20 protein-coding genes are annotated in these 18,434 nt (G+C 68.7%); 13 read left to right on the forward strand and 7 right to left on the reverse strand.

Annotated elements, in window-relative coordinates:
- Window position 1: 1 nt before the first annotated feature.
- The 6 genes from FFI97_RS20885 to FFI97_RS20910 all read left to right on the forward strand — a co-directional run bounded on the left by FFI97_RS20885 (window position 2) and on the right by FFI97_RS20910 (window position 5,087).
- A complete protein-coding gene (locus FFI97_RS20885; RefSeq protein ID WP_139704416.1) occupies window positions 2-673 on the forward strand; it encodes a nitroreductase in 672 nt (223 codons plus the stop codon).
- A gap of 14 nt (window positions 674-687) precedes the next feature.
- Window positions 688-1,218, forward strand: coding sequence for a MaoC family dehydratase N-terminal domain-containing protein (locus FFI97_RS20890; protein WP_139704319.1), 531 nt, complete (start codon window positions 688-690; stop codon window positions 1,216-1,218).
- A 193-nt stretch (window positions 1,219-1,411) separates the two neighbouring features.
- The gene (locus FFI97_RS20895) at window positions 1,412-1,861 is read left to right on the forward strand and encodes an acyl dehydratase (RefSeq protein WP_139704321.1); all 450 of its coding nucleotides are present in this window, start codon (window positions 1,412-1,414) and stop codon (window positions 1,859-1,861) included.
- A gap of 41 nt (window positions 1,862-1,902) precedes the next feature.
- Entirely contained in the window at window positions 1,903-2,880 is a 978-nt protein-coding gene (locus FFI97_RS20900) for a Bug family tripartite tricarboxylate transporter substrate binding protein (RefSeq protein ID WP_260685087.1), read from the forward strand.
- Window positions 2,881-2,891: 11 nt separating this feature from the next.
- Window positions 2,892-3,872, forward strand: coding sequence for a Bug family tripartite tricarboxylate transporter substrate binding protein (locus FFI97_RS20905; protein ID WP_139704323.1), 981 nt, complete (start codon window positions 2,892-2,894; stop codon window positions 3,870-3,872).
- 3 nt (window positions 3,873-3,875) lie between these two features.
- Window positions 3,876-5,087: a CaiB/BaiF CoA transferase family protein gene (locus FFI97_RS20910; RefSeq protein ID WP_139704326.1), complete on the forward strand. Its 1,212-nt coding sequence runs from the start codon at window positions 3,876-3,878 to the stop codon at window positions 5,085-5,087.
- Between the two features lie 3 nt (window positions 5,088-5,090).
- On the opposite strand, the gene FFI97_RS20915 is transcribed toward FFI97_RS20910, so the two are convergent.
- Genes FFI97_RS20915 through FFI97_RS20925 form a run of 3 tightly spaced genes read right to left on the reverse strand, consistent with a single transcriptional unit; the run spans window position 5,091 to window position 9,255 of the window.
- Window positions 5,091-6,077 carry a Bug family tripartite tricarboxylate transporter substrate binding protein gene (locus FFI97_RS20915; RefSeq protein ID WP_139704328.1) on the reverse strand — a complete coding sequence of 329 codons (987 nt, stop codon included), beginning with the start codon at window positions 6,075-6,077 and terminating at the stop codon, window positions 5,091-5,093.
- A gap of 41 nt (window positions 6,078-6,118) precedes the next feature.
- Window positions 6,119-8,242: an acetate--CoA ligase family protein gene (locus FFI97_RS20920; RefSeq protein WP_139704329.1), complete on the reverse strand. Its 2,124-nt coding sequence runs from the start codon at window positions 8,240-8,242 to the stop codon at window positions 6,119-6,121.
- A gap of 20 nt (window positions 8,243-8,262) precedes the next feature.
- Window positions 8,263-9,255 carry a tripartite tricarboxylate transporter substrate binding protein gene (locus FFI97_RS20925; RefSeq protein WP_139704331.1) on the reverse strand — a complete coding sequence of 331 codons (993 nt, stop codon included), beginning with the start codon at window positions 9,253-9,255 and terminating at the stop codon, window positions 8,263-8,265.
- A gap of 201 nt (window positions 9,256-9,456) precedes the next feature.
- Between FFI97_RS20925 and FFI97_RS20930 the strand changes: the two genes are divergently transcribed.
- The 5 genes from FFI97_RS20930 (at window position 9,457) to FFI97_RS20950 (ending at window position 14,255) form a co-directional block, all read left to right on the forward strand.
- Window positions 9,457-11,010 carry a long-chain-fatty-acid--CoA ligase gene (locus FFI97_RS20930; protein WP_139704333.1) on the forward strand — a complete coding sequence of 518 codons (1,554 nt, stop codon included), beginning with the start codon at window positions 9,457-9,459 and terminating at the stop codon, window positions 11,008-11,010.
- A gap of 87 nt (window positions 11,011-11,097) precedes the next feature.
- Window positions 11,098-11,463, forward strand: coding sequence for a hypothetical protein (locus FFI97_RS20935; protein ID WP_139704335.1), 366 nt, complete (start codon window positions 11,098-11,100; stop codon window positions 11,461-11,463).
- A gap of 28 nt (window positions 11,464-11,491) precedes the next feature.
- Window positions 11,492-12,313, forward strand: a complete 822-nt coding sequence (locus tag FFI97_RS20940) for a helix-turn-helix transcriptional regulator (protein ID WP_139704337.1) — start codon at window positions 11,492-11,494, stop codon at window positions 12,311-12,313.
- A 35-nt stretch (window positions 12,314-12,348) separates the two neighbouring features.
- Window positions 12,349-13,329: a DMT family transporter gene (locus FFI97_RS20945; RefSeq protein ID WP_139704339.1), complete on the forward strand. Its 981-nt coding sequence runs from the start codon at window positions 12,349-12,351 to the stop codon at window positions 13,327-13,329.
- A gap of 8 nt (window positions 13,330-13,337) precedes the next feature.
- On the forward strand, window positions 13,338-14,255 hold the full coding sequence (locus FFI97_RS20950; protein ID WP_139704341.1) for an alpha/beta hydrolase family protein: 918 nt from the start codon (window positions 13,338-13,340) through the stop codon (window positions 14,253-14,255).
- A gap of 22 nt (window positions 14,256-14,277) precedes the next feature.
- Here the strand turns inward: FFI97_RS20950 and FFI97_RS20955 are convergent, their stop codons facing one another.
- The 4 genes from FFI97_RS20955 to FFI97_RS20970 all read right to left on the reverse strand — a co-directional run bounded on the left by FFI97_RS20955 (window position 14,278) and on the right by FFI97_RS20970 (window position 17,245).
- Window positions 14,278-14,619, reverse strand: coding sequence for a hypothetical protein (locus tag FFI97_RS20955; protein WP_221937704.1), 342 nt, complete (start codon window positions 14,617-14,619; stop codon window positions 14,278-14,280).
- Window positions 14,620-14,668: 49 nt separating this feature from the next.
- A complete protein-coding gene (locus tag FFI97_RS20960) occupies window positions 14,669-14,944 on the reverse strand; it encodes a hypothetical protein (RefSeq protein ID WP_139704343.1) in 276 nt (91 codons plus the stop codon).
- Between the two features lie 241 nt (window positions 14,945-15,185).
- On the reverse strand, window positions 15,186-16,238 hold the full coding sequence (locus FFI97_RS20965) for a hypothetical protein (RefSeq protein ID WP_139704345.1): 1,053 nt from the start codon (window positions 16,236-16,238) through the stop codon (window positions 15,186-15,188).
- Window positions 16,235-17,245, reverse strand: coding sequence for a hypothetical protein (locus FFI97_RS20970; RefSeq protein WP_260685089.1), 1,011 nt, complete (start codon window positions 17,243-17,245; stop codon window positions 16,235-16,237). Before FFI97_RS20970 ends, FFI97_RS20965 begins: the two co-directional genes overlap by 4 nt.
- A 306-nt stretch (window positions 17,246-17,551) precedes the next feature.
- On the opposite strand from FFI97_RS20970, the gene FFI97_RS20975 reads away from it, so the two are divergent.
- Both FFI97_RS20975 and FFI97_RS20980 read left to right on the forward strand, forming a co-directional pair.
- On the forward strand, window positions 17,552-18,001 hold the full coding sequence (locus tag FFI97_RS20975) for a helix-turn-helix domain-containing protein (protein WP_139704347.1): 450 nt from the start codon (window positions 17,552-17,554) through the stop codon (window positions 17,999-18,001).
- A 21-nt stretch (window positions 18,002-18,022) separates the two neighbouring features.
- Complete coding sequence (locus FFI97_RS20980) at window positions 18,023-18,415, forward strand: VOC family protein (RefSeq protein WP_139704348.1); 393 nt, start codon at window positions 18,023-18,025, stop codon at window positions 18,413-18,415.
- Window positions 18,416-18,434 lie beyond the last annotated feature (19 nt).

Consider the following 18,434-nt stretch of genomic DNA (forward strand, 5'->3'; position numbering starts at 1 on the left):
CATGACTGTCTACGACGCCGTCGCAAGCCGCCGCTCGGTGCGCGAATTTCTCGACCGCCCCGTGCCGGCCGACACCATTCGCCGCGTGCTGCAGGCCGCGCTGCGCGCGCCCTCGGGCGGCAACCTGCAACCGTGGCACCTGCATGTGGTGGGCGGCGAGCGGCTGGACGAACTCAAGGCCCTCATGCGCACCCGCGTGCAGGAAACGCCCGGCGGAGAAGGCAGCGAGTACGACATCTATCCGCGCGAGCTGGTGGCGCCCTACCGCGACCGCCGCTTTGCCGTGGGCGAGGCGATGTACGCGCGCCTGGGCATTCCGCGCGAGGACAAGGCCGCGCGTTTGAAATGGTTTGCGCGCAACTTCCAGTTCTTCGGCGCGCCGCTCGCGCTCTTTTGCACCGTCGACCGCCGCATGGGCCCGCCGCAGTGGTCCGACCTCGGAATGATGTTGCAGAACGTGATGCTGCTGCTGCGCGCCGAGGGCCTGGACAGCTGTCCGCAAGAGTGCTGGGCCATCTACCCGCAGACCATCGGCCGCTTCATCGACCTGCCGCCCGAACGCATGCTCTTCACCGGCATGGCCATCGGTTATGCCGACCGCGACAAGCCCCTCGACGCCCTGGAGACCGAGCGCGCGCCGCTGGACGACGTGGCCGAGTTCATCGGCATCTAGGAAGGCAATCACCCATGGACGATTGGGAAAGCGCCTGGGCGCCGATGGTGGCGCGCGTGGGCGAAGACTTTGCGAACGGCGTGATCCGCTGGGGCGTCGACGTGATCGAGGCCGGCGCGGTGCGCCGCTATGTCGAGGTGCTGGAGTTCGACTGCCCGTTGCATCAAGGCCCAGATGCAGTGGCGCCATCGACCAGCCTCGCCAGCCTCACGCTGCCGCCCATGTGGGCCCCGGGCCAGCCGCCCGTGTTCACCAGCGACGCGCGCAACGCCGAGCCCGAGCGCAGCCCGCTCAAGGGCACGCGCCCCGAGGGCATGCCGCCCACCACCGCCTACATGGCGACCGACTACGAGGTCGACTACCTGCAACCCGCGCGCCTGGGCGACCGCCTGGGCCGGCGCGGCAACCGGCTCGTGCGTTGCGAACCCAAGGCGACCAAGGTGGGAAAGGGCGCCTTCACGACGTGGGAGTACGACATCGTGAACCAGCGCGAAGAAATCGTGGCCCGCTGCCGCTTCGGCATGTACCACTACCTGCCGCACTAGCGAACAGACACCCAATGCCGTGCGGCCTCCCGCACCGGCGCGCTGCGTCCCGTGAACAGGGCATTGGGTGCTCCCCGCAGCGAAATCAAGGAGGAGGGGCGAAGCCCCGGGGGACATTCGCGGAGGGGAGTACCCGATGTCCTGTGCACGCGCCCTGAACCGACCCATAACGCCTCACAAGCAGAGCATCAAGATGAACTGGCAAACACAACGCCGCTGGGAAGAAGTCAACGAGGGCGACACCCTGGCCCCCGTTCCCTTCCCCCTCACCGTCTACCGCCTCGTGATGGCCGCCGGCGCCAACCGCGACTTCAACGCGATCCACCACAACACCGAGCACGCGCAATCGACCGGCGCCCCCGAGATGTACGCCAACGTCATGGTGCTGCAGGGCATGTGGGAGCGCGCGATTCGCGAGTACATCGGCACGGCCGGCGTGCTGCACGCCATCCGCGGCTTTCGCATGAAGTCGTTCAACACCGCGGGCGACACCGTCACCGTGCGCGGCCAGGTCGAGCGCAAATGGATCGACGACAGCGCCGACGCCGCGCACCGCCACCGCCTCGACCTGCGCCTGTGGAGCGAGAACCGCCACGGCGTGTCCGTCGGCCCCGGCCTGGCCGTCGTGAGCCTGCCACCCTGACATCGCACCCACACAGAAAAACCATCGGAGACAAGACAGACATGCACAGCAGATTCACCCGCCGCCACGCCCTCGCGCTGGCCGCCGCCCTGGCCATGGGCAGCGCCTTCGCGCAGCAGCCAACCTGGCCCGACAAACCCATCCGCATGATCGTGCCCTACGCCGCAGGCGGCGGCACCGACGTGTTCGCGCGCATCGTCGCCGAGGGCCTGGGCAAGCGGCTCGGCCAGAGCGTCATCGTCGACAACCGCCCCGGCGGCAACGGGCAGATCGGCATCACCGCCGTGCAGCGCGCACCGGCCGACGGCTACACCGTGCTGTTCTCGCTCACCTCCATCATCCAGAACCCGCTGCTGTACCCCAACGCCGGCTTCGATCCGTTCAAGGACTTCGTGCCCGTGTCGGAAGCGGGCCGCCTGCCCATCGTCTTCACCGTGAGCAACAAGCTCGGCGTCGACACCCTCGACGGCTTCGTCAAGCTTGCGCGCGCCGCGCCCGGCAAATACTCGTACGGCTCCTACGGCAACGGATCGAGCGCGCACCTGTACGCCGAGGTGCTGCAGGACGCCGCGGGCATCCAGCTGCTGCACGTGCCCTACAAGGGCGAAGCGCCGGCCATCACCGACCTGCTCGGCGGCACCGTCGATGCCGTGTTCGTCTCGGCCAAGGGCGTGGGCCCGCACGTCTCGGCCGGCAAGGTCAAGTCGATCGCCGTGGTCGGCACCGCACGCGCCCCGCTCGCGGCCGGCGTGCCCACCTTCAAGGAACAGGGCTTCGCCGGCATGGAGTCGGTCGGCTGGTTCGGCATCTACCTGCCTGCCGGCACGCCGCAGCCCATCGCGCAGCGCCTGTCGACCGAGGTGGCGCAGGTGGTGCAAAGCCCCGAGCAGGCGGCTCGCATCGAAGGCCTGGGCGTGATCCCGGTCGGCAGCACGCCCGCGCAGCTCACCGCCACCATGCGCGCGGACCATGCGCGGTGGAAGCAGGTGATCCAGGCCAAGAACATCAAGCTCGATTGAAGCGACTCCTCATGACACGTCTTTCCTCCACGCTCGGCATTGCGTTCGCTGCCTTTTTCGCCCTGCCCGCCGCCGCGCAACAACCACCGGCCGACTACCCCTCGCAACCCGTCACGCTCGTCGTGCCCTTCCCCGCCGGCGGCATCACCGACAACATCGCGCGGCTGGTCGCGCAGGAACTCGGCACTGCCTGGGGCAAGCCCGTCGTCGTCGACAACCGCGTGGGCGCCAGCGGCACCATCGGCGCCGCTGCCGTCGCGCGCGCCCCGAAGGACGGCCACACCGCCCTCTTCACCATCACCACCCACGTGCAGATGCCCGCGCTGCAGCGCAAGCTCTCGTACGACGCGGTGAAAGACTTCGCGGCCGTGTCGCAGATCGGCATCTCAACCTCGGCCCTGGTCGTGACGCCCGACGTGCCCGCCAAGACGCTGGTCGAACTCGTCACGCTGCTCAAGGCCGAGCCCGGCAAGTATTCGTACGGCTCCACCGGCGTGGCGACCACCTCGCACATCTACGGCGAGCTGTTCAAGAAAGAAGCCGGCGTCGACATGCCGCACGTGCCCTACAAGGGCGCCGCACCCATGGTGACCGACCTGCTCGGCGGCCACATCCGCGTGGCCGTGCTCGACACCGGCACCGCCCTGCCCTACCTGCAAAGCGGCAAGCTGCGCGCACTGGCGGCGCTGGGCACGCAGCGCTCGGCCACGCTGCCGCAGGTGCCGACCTTCCAGCAGGCGGGCTACGCGGGCTTCGAGCCCTATGCGTGGATTGCGCTGTTCCTGCCGGCCGGCACGCCGCAGCCGCGCGTGGACAAGATGTCGAAGGCCGTCGCCGCCATCATCGCCAAGCCCGAGGTGCAAAAGAAGATGCGCGACATGAACATCGAGCCCGTGGGCAGCACGGCCGCCGAATTTTCCGTGGTGCTGCGCCAGGACGCCGACACCTGGAAGCGCGTGATCGACAAGACCGGCATCCGCCTGGAGGACTGACCGATGACGCCCCCTCCACTTTTTCGCGGCGCCCTCGAAGGCGTCAAGGTGCTCGACCTGTCGTCCGTGGTGCTCGGCCCGCTGGCCAGCCAGATGCTGGCCGACATGGGCGCCGACGTCATCAAGGTCGAGGCGCCGCAGGGCGACCTGGCCCGCTCGGTCGGGCCCGCGCGCCACAAGGGCATGTCGTCGCTGTACCTGTCGTGCAACCGGAACAAGCGCAGCCTCGTGCTCGACCTGAAGCAACCCGCCGCGCGCGAGGTGCTCGACACGCTGGTGCGCGGCAGCGACGTGCTCGTGCATTCGGTGCGCACCGACGCAGCGGCGCGCATCGGCATCGACGCGGCGCGGCTGCTGGAACTCAACCTGCGGCTGGTGAGCGCGCACGTCAAGGGCTTCTCGGACGAGGGGCCGTACGCGGGCCTGCCGGCCTTCGACGACATCATCCAGGCCGCCTCGGGCCTGGCGCAGCTGCAATCGATCTACACCGGCGAGCCGCGCTACATGCCCGCGCTCGTGGCCGACAAGACCACCGCGCTGTATGCCGCCTACGCCATCGTCACCGCGCTGTTCCACCGCGAACGCAGCGGCCAGGGGCAGGCCGTCGACGTGCCGATGTTCGAGACCATGACCGCCTTCAACATGGTGGAGCACCTGTGGGGCCACACCTTCCAGCCGCCCATCGACGACATGGTGTACGGCTCGATCCGCTCCGGCGTGCGCAAGCCCTTTCGCACGGCCGACGGCTACATCGCGCTGGTGCCCTACACCGACGCACAGTGGCTGCGCTTCTTCGAGGTGGTGGGCCACCCCGAGCTGCGCGAGGACGAACGCTTTGCCACACTGGCCGCGCGCGTGCGCAACCACACCGTGGTGTTCGGCGAACTCGAACGCGCCACCGGCGCGCGCACCACGGCCGAATGGGTCGCGGCGTTCCGCCAGGCCGACATCCCGGCGATGCCGATCCAGACGCTGCAGCAGCTGCCCGATGACCCGCAGCTGAAAGCCAGCGGCCTGTGGCACGACGCCGAGCACCCGACCGAAGGCAGGCTGCGCTTTCCCGGCGTGCCGTTCACGCTGTCGGCCACGCCGGGCGGCGTGCAGCGGCTCGCGCCGTCGCTGGGCGAGCACACGGACGAGGTGCTGGAGGAGTTCGGGTTCGAACGCGCGGCGGTCGATGCGCTGGTGACCGCCGGCGTGGTGGCGCGGGCCTGAGGTCTATTCAAGCTTCAGGTTCATGTCCTTGATGAGCCGCGACCACAGCAGGTTCTCTCTGCGCACCGCCGCCATCAACTCCCCCGGCCCTTCACCCGAAGGCTCCAGCCCCAAACCGATCATCCGTTCCTGCAGATCAGGCTGCGCCACGGCCTGGCGCACCGCGCCGGCCAGCTTGTCGATGGCCGGCTGCGGCGTGCCCGTGGGCGCGAAGAAGCCCCAGAAGCCGCCGTGCTCGTAGCCCTTGAAGCCCTGCTCGGTGAAGGTGGGGATCTGCGGTGCGAGCGGCATGCGGCGCGTGCCGAACACGCCCAGCAATTTCGCGCGGCCCGACTTCGCGTGCGGCAGCGCCTCGCCCATGGTGACGAAGCCGCCCTGCACCTGGCCGCCGAGGATGTCGATCATCAGCGGCGCGCCGCCCTTGTAGGGCACGTGCGTCATCTGCAGGCCCTCGTCGCGCATCAGCTTCTCGCCGTAGAGGTGGCCCGACGAGCCCTGCCCCGCCGAGCCGAAACTCAGCTTGCCGGGCTGCGCCTTGGCCATGGCGACGAACTCGCGCATGCTCTTCGCGGGGACGCCCTCGCCCACCGCGAACACGAGCAGGCCGTAGTTCGACAGCGACACGGGCGCGAAGTCCTTGAACACGTCGTAGCCAGGCTTGGCCATCAGCAGCGGCGCGAGCACGAAGGAGTTGACGGCGAACAGCAGCGTGTGGCCATCGGCCGGCGCCTTGGCCACGAAGGACGCGGCAATGGCGCCGTTCGCACCGGGCTTGGGGTCGATGAGCACCGGCTGGCCCAGCGGCTTGGCGATGCGCTCGCCGATGGTGCGCGCGATGCCGTCGACCAGCCCGCCGGCGGCCGACGACACGATCACCTTGATCGGCTGGGTCGGGTAGGCGTCGGCCGCCTGCGCCTTCGGCAAGGCACCGAGCGCGGGGGCCAGCAGTCCGCTCGCGCCCCATTGCGCGAATCGACGTCGTTGCAGCATGAAGATGTCTCCTGTTGATTCTTTTGAAGATGAAGTTCTGCTCAGCCGGCCGCGCCCCACACGGCCAGCGCATCGAGCGCCTCGACCGTGCGACCGTCCACCCGCAGCGGGTTGACTTCGAGCGAGACCAGTTCGGGGCCGAGCGCGAGCGCCGCGTTGCCGATGGCGGCCACGGCTTCGGCGATGGCGTCGCGGTCGGCCGCGAGCGCGCCGCGCCAGCCGTCGAGCAGGCGCGCACCGCGCAGCTCGGCCAGCATGTCCTTCACTTCGGCGGGCGTCACGGGCAGCAGGCGCAGGCTGGTGTCGCGCAACGCCTCGACCCAGATGCCGCCGAGCCCCACGGCGAGCGCCGGGCCCCACTGCGGATCGCGCACGGTGCCGACGAACAACTCGAGCCCACCTTGGCGCATGGGCGCGACGAGGATGCCGTCGATCTCGGCCTCGGGCCGCGCGGCACGCACGCGCGCATCCATCGCCAGCCAGGCGGAGCGCACCGCGTCGGCGCCCTGCAGGTTGAGCGCCACGCCGCCGACCTCGGTCTTGTGCGCGATCTGCGCCGAGGCGATCTTCAGCACGACCGGGCCGCCGAGTTCGTCGGCAAAACGCACGGCCTCGTCGGCGCTGCGCGACAGCCGCACGGGCACCACCGGCACGCCGCGCTGCGAGAGCCATTCGAGCGTCTCGCGCTCCGAACGCAAGGGTTGCGTGGGCGGCGAGGCCGACACCGCAGCAGCCACGCCTTGTGCGCCTTGACGCCGGCGCAGCGTTTCCGACCAGCGACGCACCGCACCCGCCGCGCTCATCGCATGGTGGATGCCGCAGGCGATGTGGCGGATGCCGGTCTCGGCGATGAGCTCGCGCGACCGCTCGCTCACCTGCATCACGTAGTGGCTGCAGACGATGGCGGGCACCGGGCTGGCCGACAGCCCGCGCGCCACCTGCGCCAGCACGGCGCGGTTCAGCGGCGTGTCGTTGGCCGGTGCGTTGGGCACGTCGGCCACGACGATGGCGGCGCCCAGCGCGGGGTCGCGCACCAGCGCTTCGAGCGCGTTGCCGAACAGCTCGGGCTGCAGCATGGCGGCGCCGGTCACGTCCAGCGGGTTCTGCGGCGTGCCGTAGCCCGGCAGCACCTCGCGCAGCGCGGCCTCGGTGCTGGGCGCAAGCGGCGTGAGCGCCAGGCCTTCTTCTTCGGCGCGCTCGGCAAAGATCTCGCACATGCCGCCCGACATCGACACGGCCGCCAGCCCACCGGCCGCGAAGGGCCCGGTCATGCTGGCGAAGGCGGCGGTGAACACCAGGTCCTCGATGGAACGCACGCGCATCAGGCCCAGGCGCTGGCACATGGCGTCGAACACGCGGTCGTCGCCCACCAGCGAGCCGGTGTGGGCCTGCGCGGCCTGCGCCGTGATCTCGCTGCTGCCCATCTTCAGCACCACGATGGGCTTGGCCACGGCCAGCGCGCGCTCGGCCGCGGCGGCAAAGCGCTGCGGGTCGCGCACGGTCTCGGCGAACACGGCGATGGAACGCGTGTGCTCGTCGTCCACCAGGTAGTCGATGACCTCGGCGATGTCGATGTCCGACTCGTTGCCGGTCGAGACCATGCGGCTCAGGCCGATGCCGTGCACCTGCGCCATGAACGACAGCTGCCCCGCGAGCGCGCCGCTTTGCGACACGATGCCCAGCGTGCCCGCCGGCAGCGGCTCGCGCAGCGAGGCGGTCCACACGGCCGAGCGGTCGACGAAGTTGACGAAGCCCAGGCAGTTCGGCCCGAGGATGCGCAGGCCGCGCGAGCGCGCCTTGGCCGTGAGCTGGCGCTGGCGCTCGCGGCCTTCCTCGCCGGCTTCGGCGAAGCCCGAGCTCAGCAGCACCGCGTTGCCGATGCCCGCGCGCTGCAGGTCGGCCAGCGCGTCGTCGAGCGCGTCGGCCGGCACCATGAGCAGCGCCGTGTCGACCGGCTCGCCGATGGCCTCGGCCGAGGTGGCCGCCGCCATGCCGTGAAAGCTGCCGCCGCGCCGGTTGACCGGGTAGAGCTGGCCCGCGTAGCCCAGCGTGCGCAGGCTGGCGAGCGCCGCGTTGGACCACACCGAGCGCTCGGTGGCGCCGACGAAGGCGATGGCCTTGGGGTGGAGTAAGCAGTGAAGAGAAGAAGAGGAAGAAGAAGTCATGGCAGGAAGGAAGGTCGGGTTCAGTCGTCGAGCTTGATGCGCAGATCGCTCACGAAGCGCTTCTCGTCGGCGTAGGTCTTGTGCGCCCAGGCCGTGTAGGCGGGGCTGTCCATGTAGAACTTGACGTAGTCGTTCAGGTCGAGCGTGCGAATGAACTCGGGGTCGTCCACGGCCTTGCGGAAGGCCTCCTGCAGCGCCTGCACCACCTTCGGGTCCATGCCGCGCGGGCCGGCGATGCCCCACGAGCCGTTGGCGACCACGTCGTAGCCGAGTTCCTTCACGGTCGGCACGTTCAGCCGCGTGGGCGAGCGCGCCTCGTTGAAGGTGGCCAACAGGCGCACGCGCCCGCCCGCCACGGCGGCGCCGAAACCGGCCTCGGAGACCGCGTCCACATGGCCGCCCATGAGCGCGTTGTACAGCTCGGCCGCGCCCTTGAAGGGAATGAAGTTGAACTTCACCCCGGCCAGCGCGGCCAGCCGCTCCATCGACACGTGCGAGGTACCGCCGCGCCCCGTGGTGCCGTACGACACCTCGCCCGGCTTGGCCTTGGCCGCGGCCAGCAGCGCGTTCAGGTCTTTCCACGGCGCGTCCTGGCGCACCGTGATGCCCAGCGTGGCGGCCGTCACGTTGGCCACGTAGGTGAAGTCGGTGGCCGGGTCGTAGCTCACCTTCTGCAGGTGCGGCAGCCGGTACAGCGAACTCAGCATGAGCGACAGCGTGTAGCCGTCGGGCGCGGCCTTGCGCGCCATGGTGGTCGGCGCCAGCGTGGCGGCCACGCCGGGCTGGTTGAGGATCACGATCTGCTGCTTCAGCTCGCGCGAGGCCGCCAGCGCCAGCGCGCGCGCCTGCACGTCGGTGGCGCCTCCCGCGGGGTACGGCACCAGCAGCGTGATCGGCTGCTTGCCGAACAGGCCCTGGGCGCGCGCCAGGAAGGGCAGCGCGGTGCCCGCGGCGGCGAGCGCCGCGCCGTGGATCAGGCGGCGGCGCGCCGGGTCGGTCGGGAAGGAATGCATGGCTTGTCTCCGGTCGGTCGAACAGTCGAATCGTTCGTTCTTCGGCGATGGTCGCGCGCAGCCCTTGGCCGGTCACCGTCGCTTCGGACGACTTTGGCCGCCGCAGCGCTTTCGATCCCGTCGCTTCCGACGATGCCGGCTCGGCGCGGCCATTCCATACTCGGCGCACAACAACGAACCGACCGACGGAGACCGCAGTCCATGGACCTCACCCAGCCCCTGCACAAGGCCCTGCAGGAACGCCCCGGCGCCACCGCCCTCGTGTGCGGCGAGCGCCGCAGCACCTTCGCCCAGTTCGTCGACCGCGTGGCGCGGCTCGCGGCCGTGCTGCAGTCGCTCGGCCTGCAACCCGGCGACCGCGTGGGCCTGCTGGCGCTGAACTCCGACCGCTACGTGGAGTACCTCTACGCCACCTGGTGGGCGGGCGGCGTGATCAACCCCGTCAACATCCGCTGGAGCGCGCGCGAGGTCGCGTACTCGCTGGACGACTGCGACACGCGCATCCTGCTGTCGGACGCGCACTTCGGCGCCGTGGCGCAGCAGCAGCGCGAACTCTCGCGTTCGCTGAAGACGCTGGTGCACTTCGGCGACGGCCCTGCGCCCGACGGCATGGCCGATGCCGAAGCCCTCATGGCGCGGGCGCAACCCGTGCCCGACGCGCGGCGCGGCGGTGCCGACCTGGCCGCCGTGATGTACACCGGCGGCACCACCGGCCTGCCCAAGGGCGTGATGCTCACGCACGGCAACCTCTACACCGGCCAGCTCTCGGCCAACATGGCCGCCACGCGCCCCGCCGAGGCCGTGGGCCTGAACATGGCGCCCATGTTCCACGTGGGCGGCACCGGCCTCACGCTGCAGCTGATGATGCGGCTGTGCACGCAGGTCATCATCCCGGCCTTCGACGAAGTGAAGGTGCTCGAGGCGATCCAGAACGAGCGCGCCAGCGAGACCTTCATGGTGCCCACCATGCTCAAGCGGCTCATCGAGCACCCGCGCTTCGGCGAGTTCGACACCACCCCGCTGCAGCTGGTGCTGTACGGCGCCGCGCCCATCGACGACGCGCTGCTGCTGCAGGCCATCGACAAGCTGCCGCGCGCGGGCTTCTGCCAGCTCTACGGCATGACCGAGCTGTCGCCCGTGGTCACCGTGCTGCCCACCTGGTGCCACCAGCCCGACCAGCCGGCCGCGCGCCGCCGCTCGGCGGGGCGGCCCGTGCCCATCGCCGAAGTGCGCATCGTCGATGCCGACGGCTGCCCCGTACCGAACGGCACCGTCGGAGAGATCGCCGCGCGCGGGCCGATGGTGATGGCCGGCTACTGGAACAAGCCCGAGCAGACCGCCGAGGTGCTGCGCGATGGCTGGATGCACACCGGCGACGGCGGCGTGATGGACACCGACGGTTTCGTCTACGTGGTCGACCGGCTCAAGGACATGATCGTGAGCGGCGGCGAGAACATCTACTCGGCCGAGGTCGAGAACGCCATCACCCAGCTGCCGCAGGTGTCGATGTGCGCCGTGGTCGGCGTGCCCGACGACCAGTGGGGCGAGCGCGTGCATGCCGTGGTCGTGCTGCGCGCCGGCGAAGCCCTGAGCGCCGAGGCGCTGGTGGCGCACTGCAAGACGCTGATCGCCGGCTACAAGTGCCCGCGCAGCGTGGAGTTTCGCGAAGAGATTCCGCTGTCGCCGGCGGGGAAGATGCTCAAGTACAAGCTGCGCGAGCCGCACTGGGAAGGGCGCGCGCGCAAGGTGGGGTGACGCGCCGGCGGGTGTGTCTGGGTGTGTACGGGTGTGTTTCACCTGCTTGGGGTATGGTGGCGGGCCGCCACCTGCACCCACTGCGACATGCACCGCCGCCCCCTCGCTCTCGCCCTGCCCTGCTTTCTGCTCCTTGGCCTGTCGCCCGCCTTTGCGAACGGCAGCCTGCAGTGCGACGGCCGGCCGTATGCGGTCGAGATCCAGTTCAGCCTCTCGACCGGCCAGCTGACCGAGCTGATCGTGGCGAACACCGCCTCCGATGCGGGCGAGACCGAGCGCTTCAGCCTGCAGCAGCGCTTCGTCGACCATCGCCGCCAGTTCATGCGCGCGCGCGGCACCGGCCTGGACCGTCCGCAGGTGGCCGTGGCGCTGCGCGTGGCCGGCGCGACCGGCACGCTCAGCTACCGCGGCACGCAGTACGAGCTGCGCTGCAACTGGACCGCGCTGGGCTGACCCACTCTGTCGTGCGTTCACGCTTCGCATGCCGCAAGACCGCACCCTTCTCTATGCCGGACGCGGGTTCGAGGTGGCGCATGTGCGACTGCACGCGCCGCAGGGGCCGGCGTGGAGCGACCTGTACACCGTGGCCTCGCCGCGCGTCGTCTTCCCCATCGGGCGCACGCGGCTCGACGTGCGCTCGGGCGAGCACACTTGGCTGACCGACGCGCTCACCGCCATCCGCTTCGGCGATGCCACCGCCTACCGGCTGCGGCCCGAGACCGCGACCGTGCGGCACAGCCTCGTGGTCAGCGGCCAGGCGTCGGTGAGCCCGGCCCACGGTGAAAGCGCGGCGGGCGTGAGCGTCTGCCTGCTCACCCCGCAGGCGCTGTACCGCATGCACGCGGCACGGCGCCAGCTGCCGGACACCGACAGCGCACAGGCTGCCGCGCTAGTGGCCGCGCTCGTCGCCGAGCTGGGCAGCGCGCCGCACCAGGCGCCCTGGCACGGCGCCGTCGCGCGCGCACGGCAACTGCTGCTGTCCGAAGGCAGCGGCCCGGGCGCGCGGCCTGCTCTCTCGCTGGACGAACTGGCCGAAGCCGTGTCGCGCTCGCCCTTTCACCTGGCGCGGCGCTTTCGCCAGCAGACCGGCCTGAGCCTGCACCAGTACCGCCAGCACCTGCGGCTGGCGGCGGCGATGGAGCGACTGGCCGACGGCGAGCGCGACCTTGCGGGCCTCGCGCACGACCTGGGTTACTGCAGCCAGAGCCACCTGGGCGCCGTGTTCCGGCGCGGCGTCGGCGTCACGCTCGGCGAGGCCCGTCGCGTGCTCGGGCCGGCCGGCGCAGCAGGCGCACGAATCTGATAGCTTTCGCGCCGGCCGGGCCACAGACTGGCCCGATGACGACATCGCCTCGCACCCTCTGGACCGGCGCGCTCGCCGCGCTGGCCGCCGCCCTCATCGGCAGCGCCTGGCAGCTGCTGTCGCGCCACGGCGTGACCGCCACCGCGCTCGGGCCGATGGACCTCGCGCTGCTGCGCTACGGCATTCCCGCGCTGCTGCTCAGCCCGCTGTGGCTGCGCGGCAGGCTCGTGCCGCCGGGTGCATCGCGCGGCGCGCTCGTGCTGCTCGTCGTCGGCAGCGGCCTGCCCTTCGGCCTGCTGGTGCTGGCCGGCGCGCAGTGGGCGCCCGCCAGCCACATGGGCATCTTCATGGCCGGCAGCCTGCCGCTCTTCACCGCGCTGGGCGCGTGGGTCTACCGGGGCGAGCGCGTGCACGGCCTGCGCCTGCTCGGGCTGGCCGGCATCGCCGCCGGCATGGCCGTGTTCGCGGCGGGCAGCTTCGGCGAGGGCTTGCGGCAACAGCACTGGCGCGGCGACCTGCTCTTTCTGCTGGCGGCCTTGCTGTGGACCGTCTACTCCCTGGCCTTCGGACGCTGCGGCATGAGCGCCTGGCAGGGCGCGGCCTTCGTCAACGGTGCGTCGACCCTGCTGCTGTTGCCGCTGCTCTGGCTCGCCGGCCCGCCGCGCCTGTTCGCCGCGCCGTGGACCGACATCGCGATGCAGGCCGCAGGGCAAGGCGTGGTCGCCGGCCTGCTGGGGCTGGTCGTCTACGGCGTCGCGATCACGCGGCTGGGCGCCGCACGCGCCGCGCTGTCGTCCGCGCTCGTGCCCGTGCTGACCACGCTCGGCGCGGCGTGGTGGATGAACGAGCCCGTCACGCGCGCCGCGCTGCTGGCGCTGTCGTTCGTGGTGCCCGGCGTCGTGCTCGCGAGCGGCGCGCTGCGGTGGCGGGTGCCGGCGCCGCGAGAGAGCGAAGGGCAGGCCCCGGGGCAGAATGCGGCGGCGTCCTTGCCCACTTCCGAAAGCACTCGCTCATGAAGCAAAAGATGAATCGCCTTCGCACCGCCGCGCTCGTGGCCGCCTCGTTCGCGTCGCTCTTCGCCTTCTGCGGCGCGGGGTGGGCGCAACGACCGGAGCCGCAGCAGCAGCCACAAGCACAGCAGCAGCCCCCGGCATCGCCGCTGCACCGCAGCGTCGTGCGCGTGCCCACGCCCTTCGTCGAGAACGGCGCGCCCCTCACGCTCGAGATGGTCATCTACAAGCCCGACGGCGCCGGCCCGTTCCCCACCGTCGTGTTCAACCACGGCTCCACCGGCATCGGCAACGACCCGGCCTTGTTCAAGCAGACCTGGGCCCCCGAGCGAACCGCCCGCTGGTTCACGCAGCGCGGCTGGCTCATCGCCTATCCACAGCGGCGCGGACGCGGCCAGTCGGACGGCCTGTACGACGAAGGCTTCACCGCCAAGCGCGAGCACTACAGCTGCGAGCCCGCCATCGCCCTGGCCGGCTTCGACCGCGCCGTGGCCGACCTCGACGCCGCCGTCGCATGGCTGCAGCGCGACCCCGACGTCGACACCCGCCGCATGGAAATCGCAGGCCACTCGCGCGGCGGCATCCTCGCGGTTGCGTATGCAGGCCTGCACCCCGATATGTTCCAGGGCGTCATCAACTTCGTCGGCGGCTGGATGGGCGACAAGTGCCCCGGCAACGCCGCTGACGCCATCAACCCCGCCACCTTCCGCCGCGGCGCGGCCTTTGCCAAGCCCACGCTGTGGCTCTACGGCGAGAACGACCCGTTCTACGCAATGTCGCACAGCCGCAAGAACTTCGAAGCCTTTCGCGAAGCGGGCGGCAAGGGGCGCTTCGAGAGCTTCACGCTGGAGGGCGGCGCGAGCGGGCACGGGCTGCTCGGGCAGCAGGGGCTGTGGGGGAAGGCGGTGGAGGCGTATCTGGCGGCGCCTTGAGGTGGTGCGGCACCGTCGTGCGCTAACGGCGCAGGTCGGCTGCCGCGGCGTTCAGTTGCGCGATGAAGTCAGGAAGAGGAATGCGTGAGCCCAGGCTTCCGTCCTTCGCGGGGAACGCAACGCAGAGCTGATCTCGCCCTTCCTCGCGATCGAGCAGCAACAAGAACTGGCCATCGAAACTCAGTTCCGCGACGAGGTGCTCGTGCGCCGTGTCGCTCAGGATGGTGGTTTCCCATTTCTCGTTGTTCATGTCTGCTCTGCGGATGAAAGATGACGCTACCGTGCGCTGCGGGTTGAGGTTCAGCAGGGCCGGATGATAGGTCGACAGGTCTGCGAATCCGCCCTCGCCCGACCAGCCAATCACTGCGTGCAGCTCTTGGTGGAAGCGGTGTGCAATGAGCGCCTCGCGCCATTCACCCCTCTTCAAATCGGCTCGAAACGGAAGCTGAAAGAGCCAGCGGCGCGCCGAATGGTCGGGGATAGCCTACCTCGCTCAAGATTTCGTCGAAGTCCAGGTGCAGCAGTTCGACAAGCTTGTCGATATCCCGCAGTTTCATGGTCCCGTTCGCCATCAAGGTTTGGGCACGCCGTTCGGACGTGCCGATCGCGCTCGCCACGTCGCCGAGGGTGAAACCGGCGGCGGCAAGCTCTCTTCGAAGAATGGCGAGTAAATGCGGCGTTCCGTGCATCGCTGGACTGGCAGTAGTGATGCCCGCGCTCGAATCGCGCGGAGCTGTTCCGCGCGATTGTTCCGAGCATGGCGCTGATCGCGACGTGTTATCCGGGAGGTAGCATCTCTTGGCACTCCGGGTATCCCGGTATCGCGAACCTTGCCCAAGGCTCAGACCATTGCAACCGGTCGTGGCTCAGACGCCGCTTCGGATGAGCGGTGGTGTCAGGCGCCTGACCTGAGGGAGGGTCTTTCGCCAATCAGCGCGACGAAACACCGTCAGGCCCGCCAGCACGACGCCGCCTCCAAATCACGGCGTCTGCCAAGTAGTGATGGAAGTTCAAGACGAAGTGCGCGATAAGAATGGTCGGAAGCCCCAGCCAAAGAAGACTCTCGCCAACACGATCGGCAGCCACGAACAAGACAGCGCCCACGATTGAACACGTCAGAAAAAAAGTCGCGGGGGATTTCAGAACCGCAACCAACGGCTTGTGGCGTGCCGAAGCGTTGTCTGGTTTCTCGCCGTCTTTTTCCGTCGTGATTTCAGGACGCCGTTGGCGATAGACGAATATCAGGTACTGAATGTTGTGCCAGACGTTGACCACCAACCAGCCCACCGTGATGTCGCTGATCCAGACATAGCCAACCAACGAAATCACCAGGTGCGAGAGCACGAAGCTGTTGAAGGGCTCATTCGCCGGCTTCTCGCTCCTGGCATGCATCATCAGGTGAGCGAACCAGAACAATGCACCGGCGATGGCTGCGACGCCCACCGCAAAGGCCAACTCCGGCGGAACGGGAGGAAACCAGATGGGGTACCCCAGGAAGCTTTGGGGCGCCTGCGCGCTGCGATGCAGGTACCCCCACGCAGGAAACAAATAGACCAGCAAATAGGGCAGCTTCCGGAAAGGCACCTGAAGCCGCCGGTCATGGCGTCTGGCGATTCCATAGCTTTGGCGGGCAACATGGAACGTCTGAAGCACGAAATACAGGGCGAGCAGCCCGGCCGCTTCATAGGCCAGCGCAACGACCGTCAAAGCCGCCAATATCAAGAGAGGTGCGACAACGATCAGGACCCAGCGCAGGCGAAGGCGCGAATAGATGACGCCGATGCGCGTGTAGGTCGCAACCAGATGAGGGTTCGCCAGCAGCCATACATTGATATAGAGAATGGCCAGCATCATCGGCGCGGACCACAATGCCAGCGCCCCGGCCGACAGCGCCACGAACAGGTTTCCAAAGATGAACCAATGCTCCTGGCGCATCGCGGTGTTGGTGCCGCTCCCCGCCGCAAGCTGCGCGTGGGCAGTCATGTCGCCGCAACCGGCATGGGCGGAGGACGTGGCGACCCGAGGGGCGCTGGTTTGGGCGGCACCGAAAACACGGAGCGAGGCCGCAGATAACGTTCGAGGTCGGTGCGCATGCTTTCGTATGCCGCATTCCGCGCTGCCGTGAATCTCGACTCGAGGCTCGCACGGCTCACGACGCCGGACAGACCCGCCGGGGGAAGTTGCTGGTGCGGATCGAAGTATTCAATGACCTCGCAGGGGTAGCAATGGCCGTCCGCGTCGTACTGGCTGAGGACCTTCACCTTGTAGACCACCCCGCCCTCCTTGGCCGGATCCACGGGAAAACTGAAAGCCAGAGTGAGCTCGGGGGCCTTCGGAGGAGCCTCGCCTTCAATGGGCTGAAAGCCAGCGCTCTGGTAAGCGCGAACAATGTTCTCCTTGAGGCTGGGCAAACTGAGGCCAACGAAGGCGTTGCCGAACAAGGTCTTTTCCCCTTCCCATTGCCGCTTGTAGTCGAACCGAAACGCAGGGTCGATATGTTCGCGCCCGACAGACTCGATCGTCGCGTACGCGTTGTCGATCGCCGGTAAGAGCCGCGCGCTCAGGTCGTACTGAGCCATCCACGGAAGCGCCTTGACCTCTGGCGCGTTTTTTATCTCGAAGAATCTCAAGTAGCATGGATTGCACTTCTTCTTTCCATCGAGCAACTCCTCGGCAGATACGAGAACTGTCGGCACGAACCGCCACTTCGGGTCCGCATTGAATTTGAACTCGAAGACCGTCGACTTGTTCTTCTGCTGGCCCACAGCCACAAGAGAGAAGTCCGACTTCTGGAACGCCTTGTTCACCATCGACCTGAATTCCGCCCCGCTGATATTTCGGTAGGCGGCGACCGGAAGAGCGGGCCTTGCACTCTTGTAGCTGAGATCCAGAACGCTTCGATACAGCTCCGGCTGGGCGAATGCGGTCAGTCCGACCAGCAAGAAGCATCCGCCAAGCAAAGCTTTTCGAATACCGGAAGTAAATACCATGTGTGCTCCCTGTAACAGCGCCTGTGTGTGCGTGGACTCGCCATTGGCGCAAATTGATTTTTTTGACGAATGTCCAATACCGGCCGATAACGCGGCCCCGAATCGTCGCATGGAACCTCTCTGCGAGATAGGCACGGCCTTGGTTAAACGCCTCAGACAAGCATCCATCGGCACGATGGAATTCGGCGTTTAGCGAAAAAGTTCCGAGACCCATTGGGGGCTCAAACACCTGTTGCCCGCAAACGACGGCATCCGCCTACAGAGCGCCCCCTCCATTTGTGTCCCCAAATTGAGCACAATCCCCCCATGCCAAACATCGCCTCCATCCTCAAAGCCGAAATCTCCCGTGTCGCTCGCAAGGAAGTGCGAGCGGAAATCGAAACTCTCAAGAAGGCCTCCGTCGCACACCGCGCATCGATTGCCGACTTGCGCCGTCAGGTGAGCGCGCTTGAAAAGGAATTGCGCAAGGTCGCCAAGGGCTCCGCGCGCCAAGCAACTGCCGCAGCCGGTGCTGCAGGCGATGACGCCGACGCAGGCGGCCCCAAGCGCCGCTTCAGTGCCAACCGGCTGGCCGCGCACCGCGCCAAGCTCGGGCTTTCCGCGGCGATCTACGGGCAGCTGGTCGGCGTGTCGGGCCAGACGATCTATCACTGGGAACAAGGCAAGGCACGCCCGCGTGCGGCGCAGCTGGAGCGACTGGCCACGGTGCGCGAACTCGGGGCGCGCGAGATTTCTGAGCGGCTGGAAGCGCAGTAAGTAAGCCACGGGCCGCACACCATGAAACTCGGCTACACCATCGTCTACGTTCCCGACGTCGCCCAGTCGCTGAAGTTCTTCGAACAAGCCTTCGGCCTGCCCACGCGCTTCCTGCACGAATCGGGCACTTATGGCGAGCTCGAAACTGGCGAGACCACGCTGGCGTTCGCCGCGCACGCGCTCGGCGATTCCAACTTTCCGGGCGGGCATGTCGCCGCCTCGGAATCCGCGCAACCGCTGGGCATGGAGCTGGGCCTCGTGACGCCTGACGTGCCCACCGCGCACAGCCGCGCGCTCGCAGCCGGCGCCACGCAGCTGTCGGCACCGGTGACCAAGCCCTGGGGGCAGGTGGTCTCGTACGTGCGCTGCCCCGACGGCACACTGGTCGAGCTGTGCTCGCCCATCGGCGGCTGACGGGCGCCCTGCCCGGCTA

Origin of the sequence: Variovorax sp. KBS0712 (assembly GCF_006323185.2) — a bacterium.
Classification (GTDB): domain Bacteria; phylum Pseudomonadota; class Gammaproteobacteria; order Burkholderiales; family Burkholderiaceae_C; genus Variovorax; species Variovorax boronicumulans.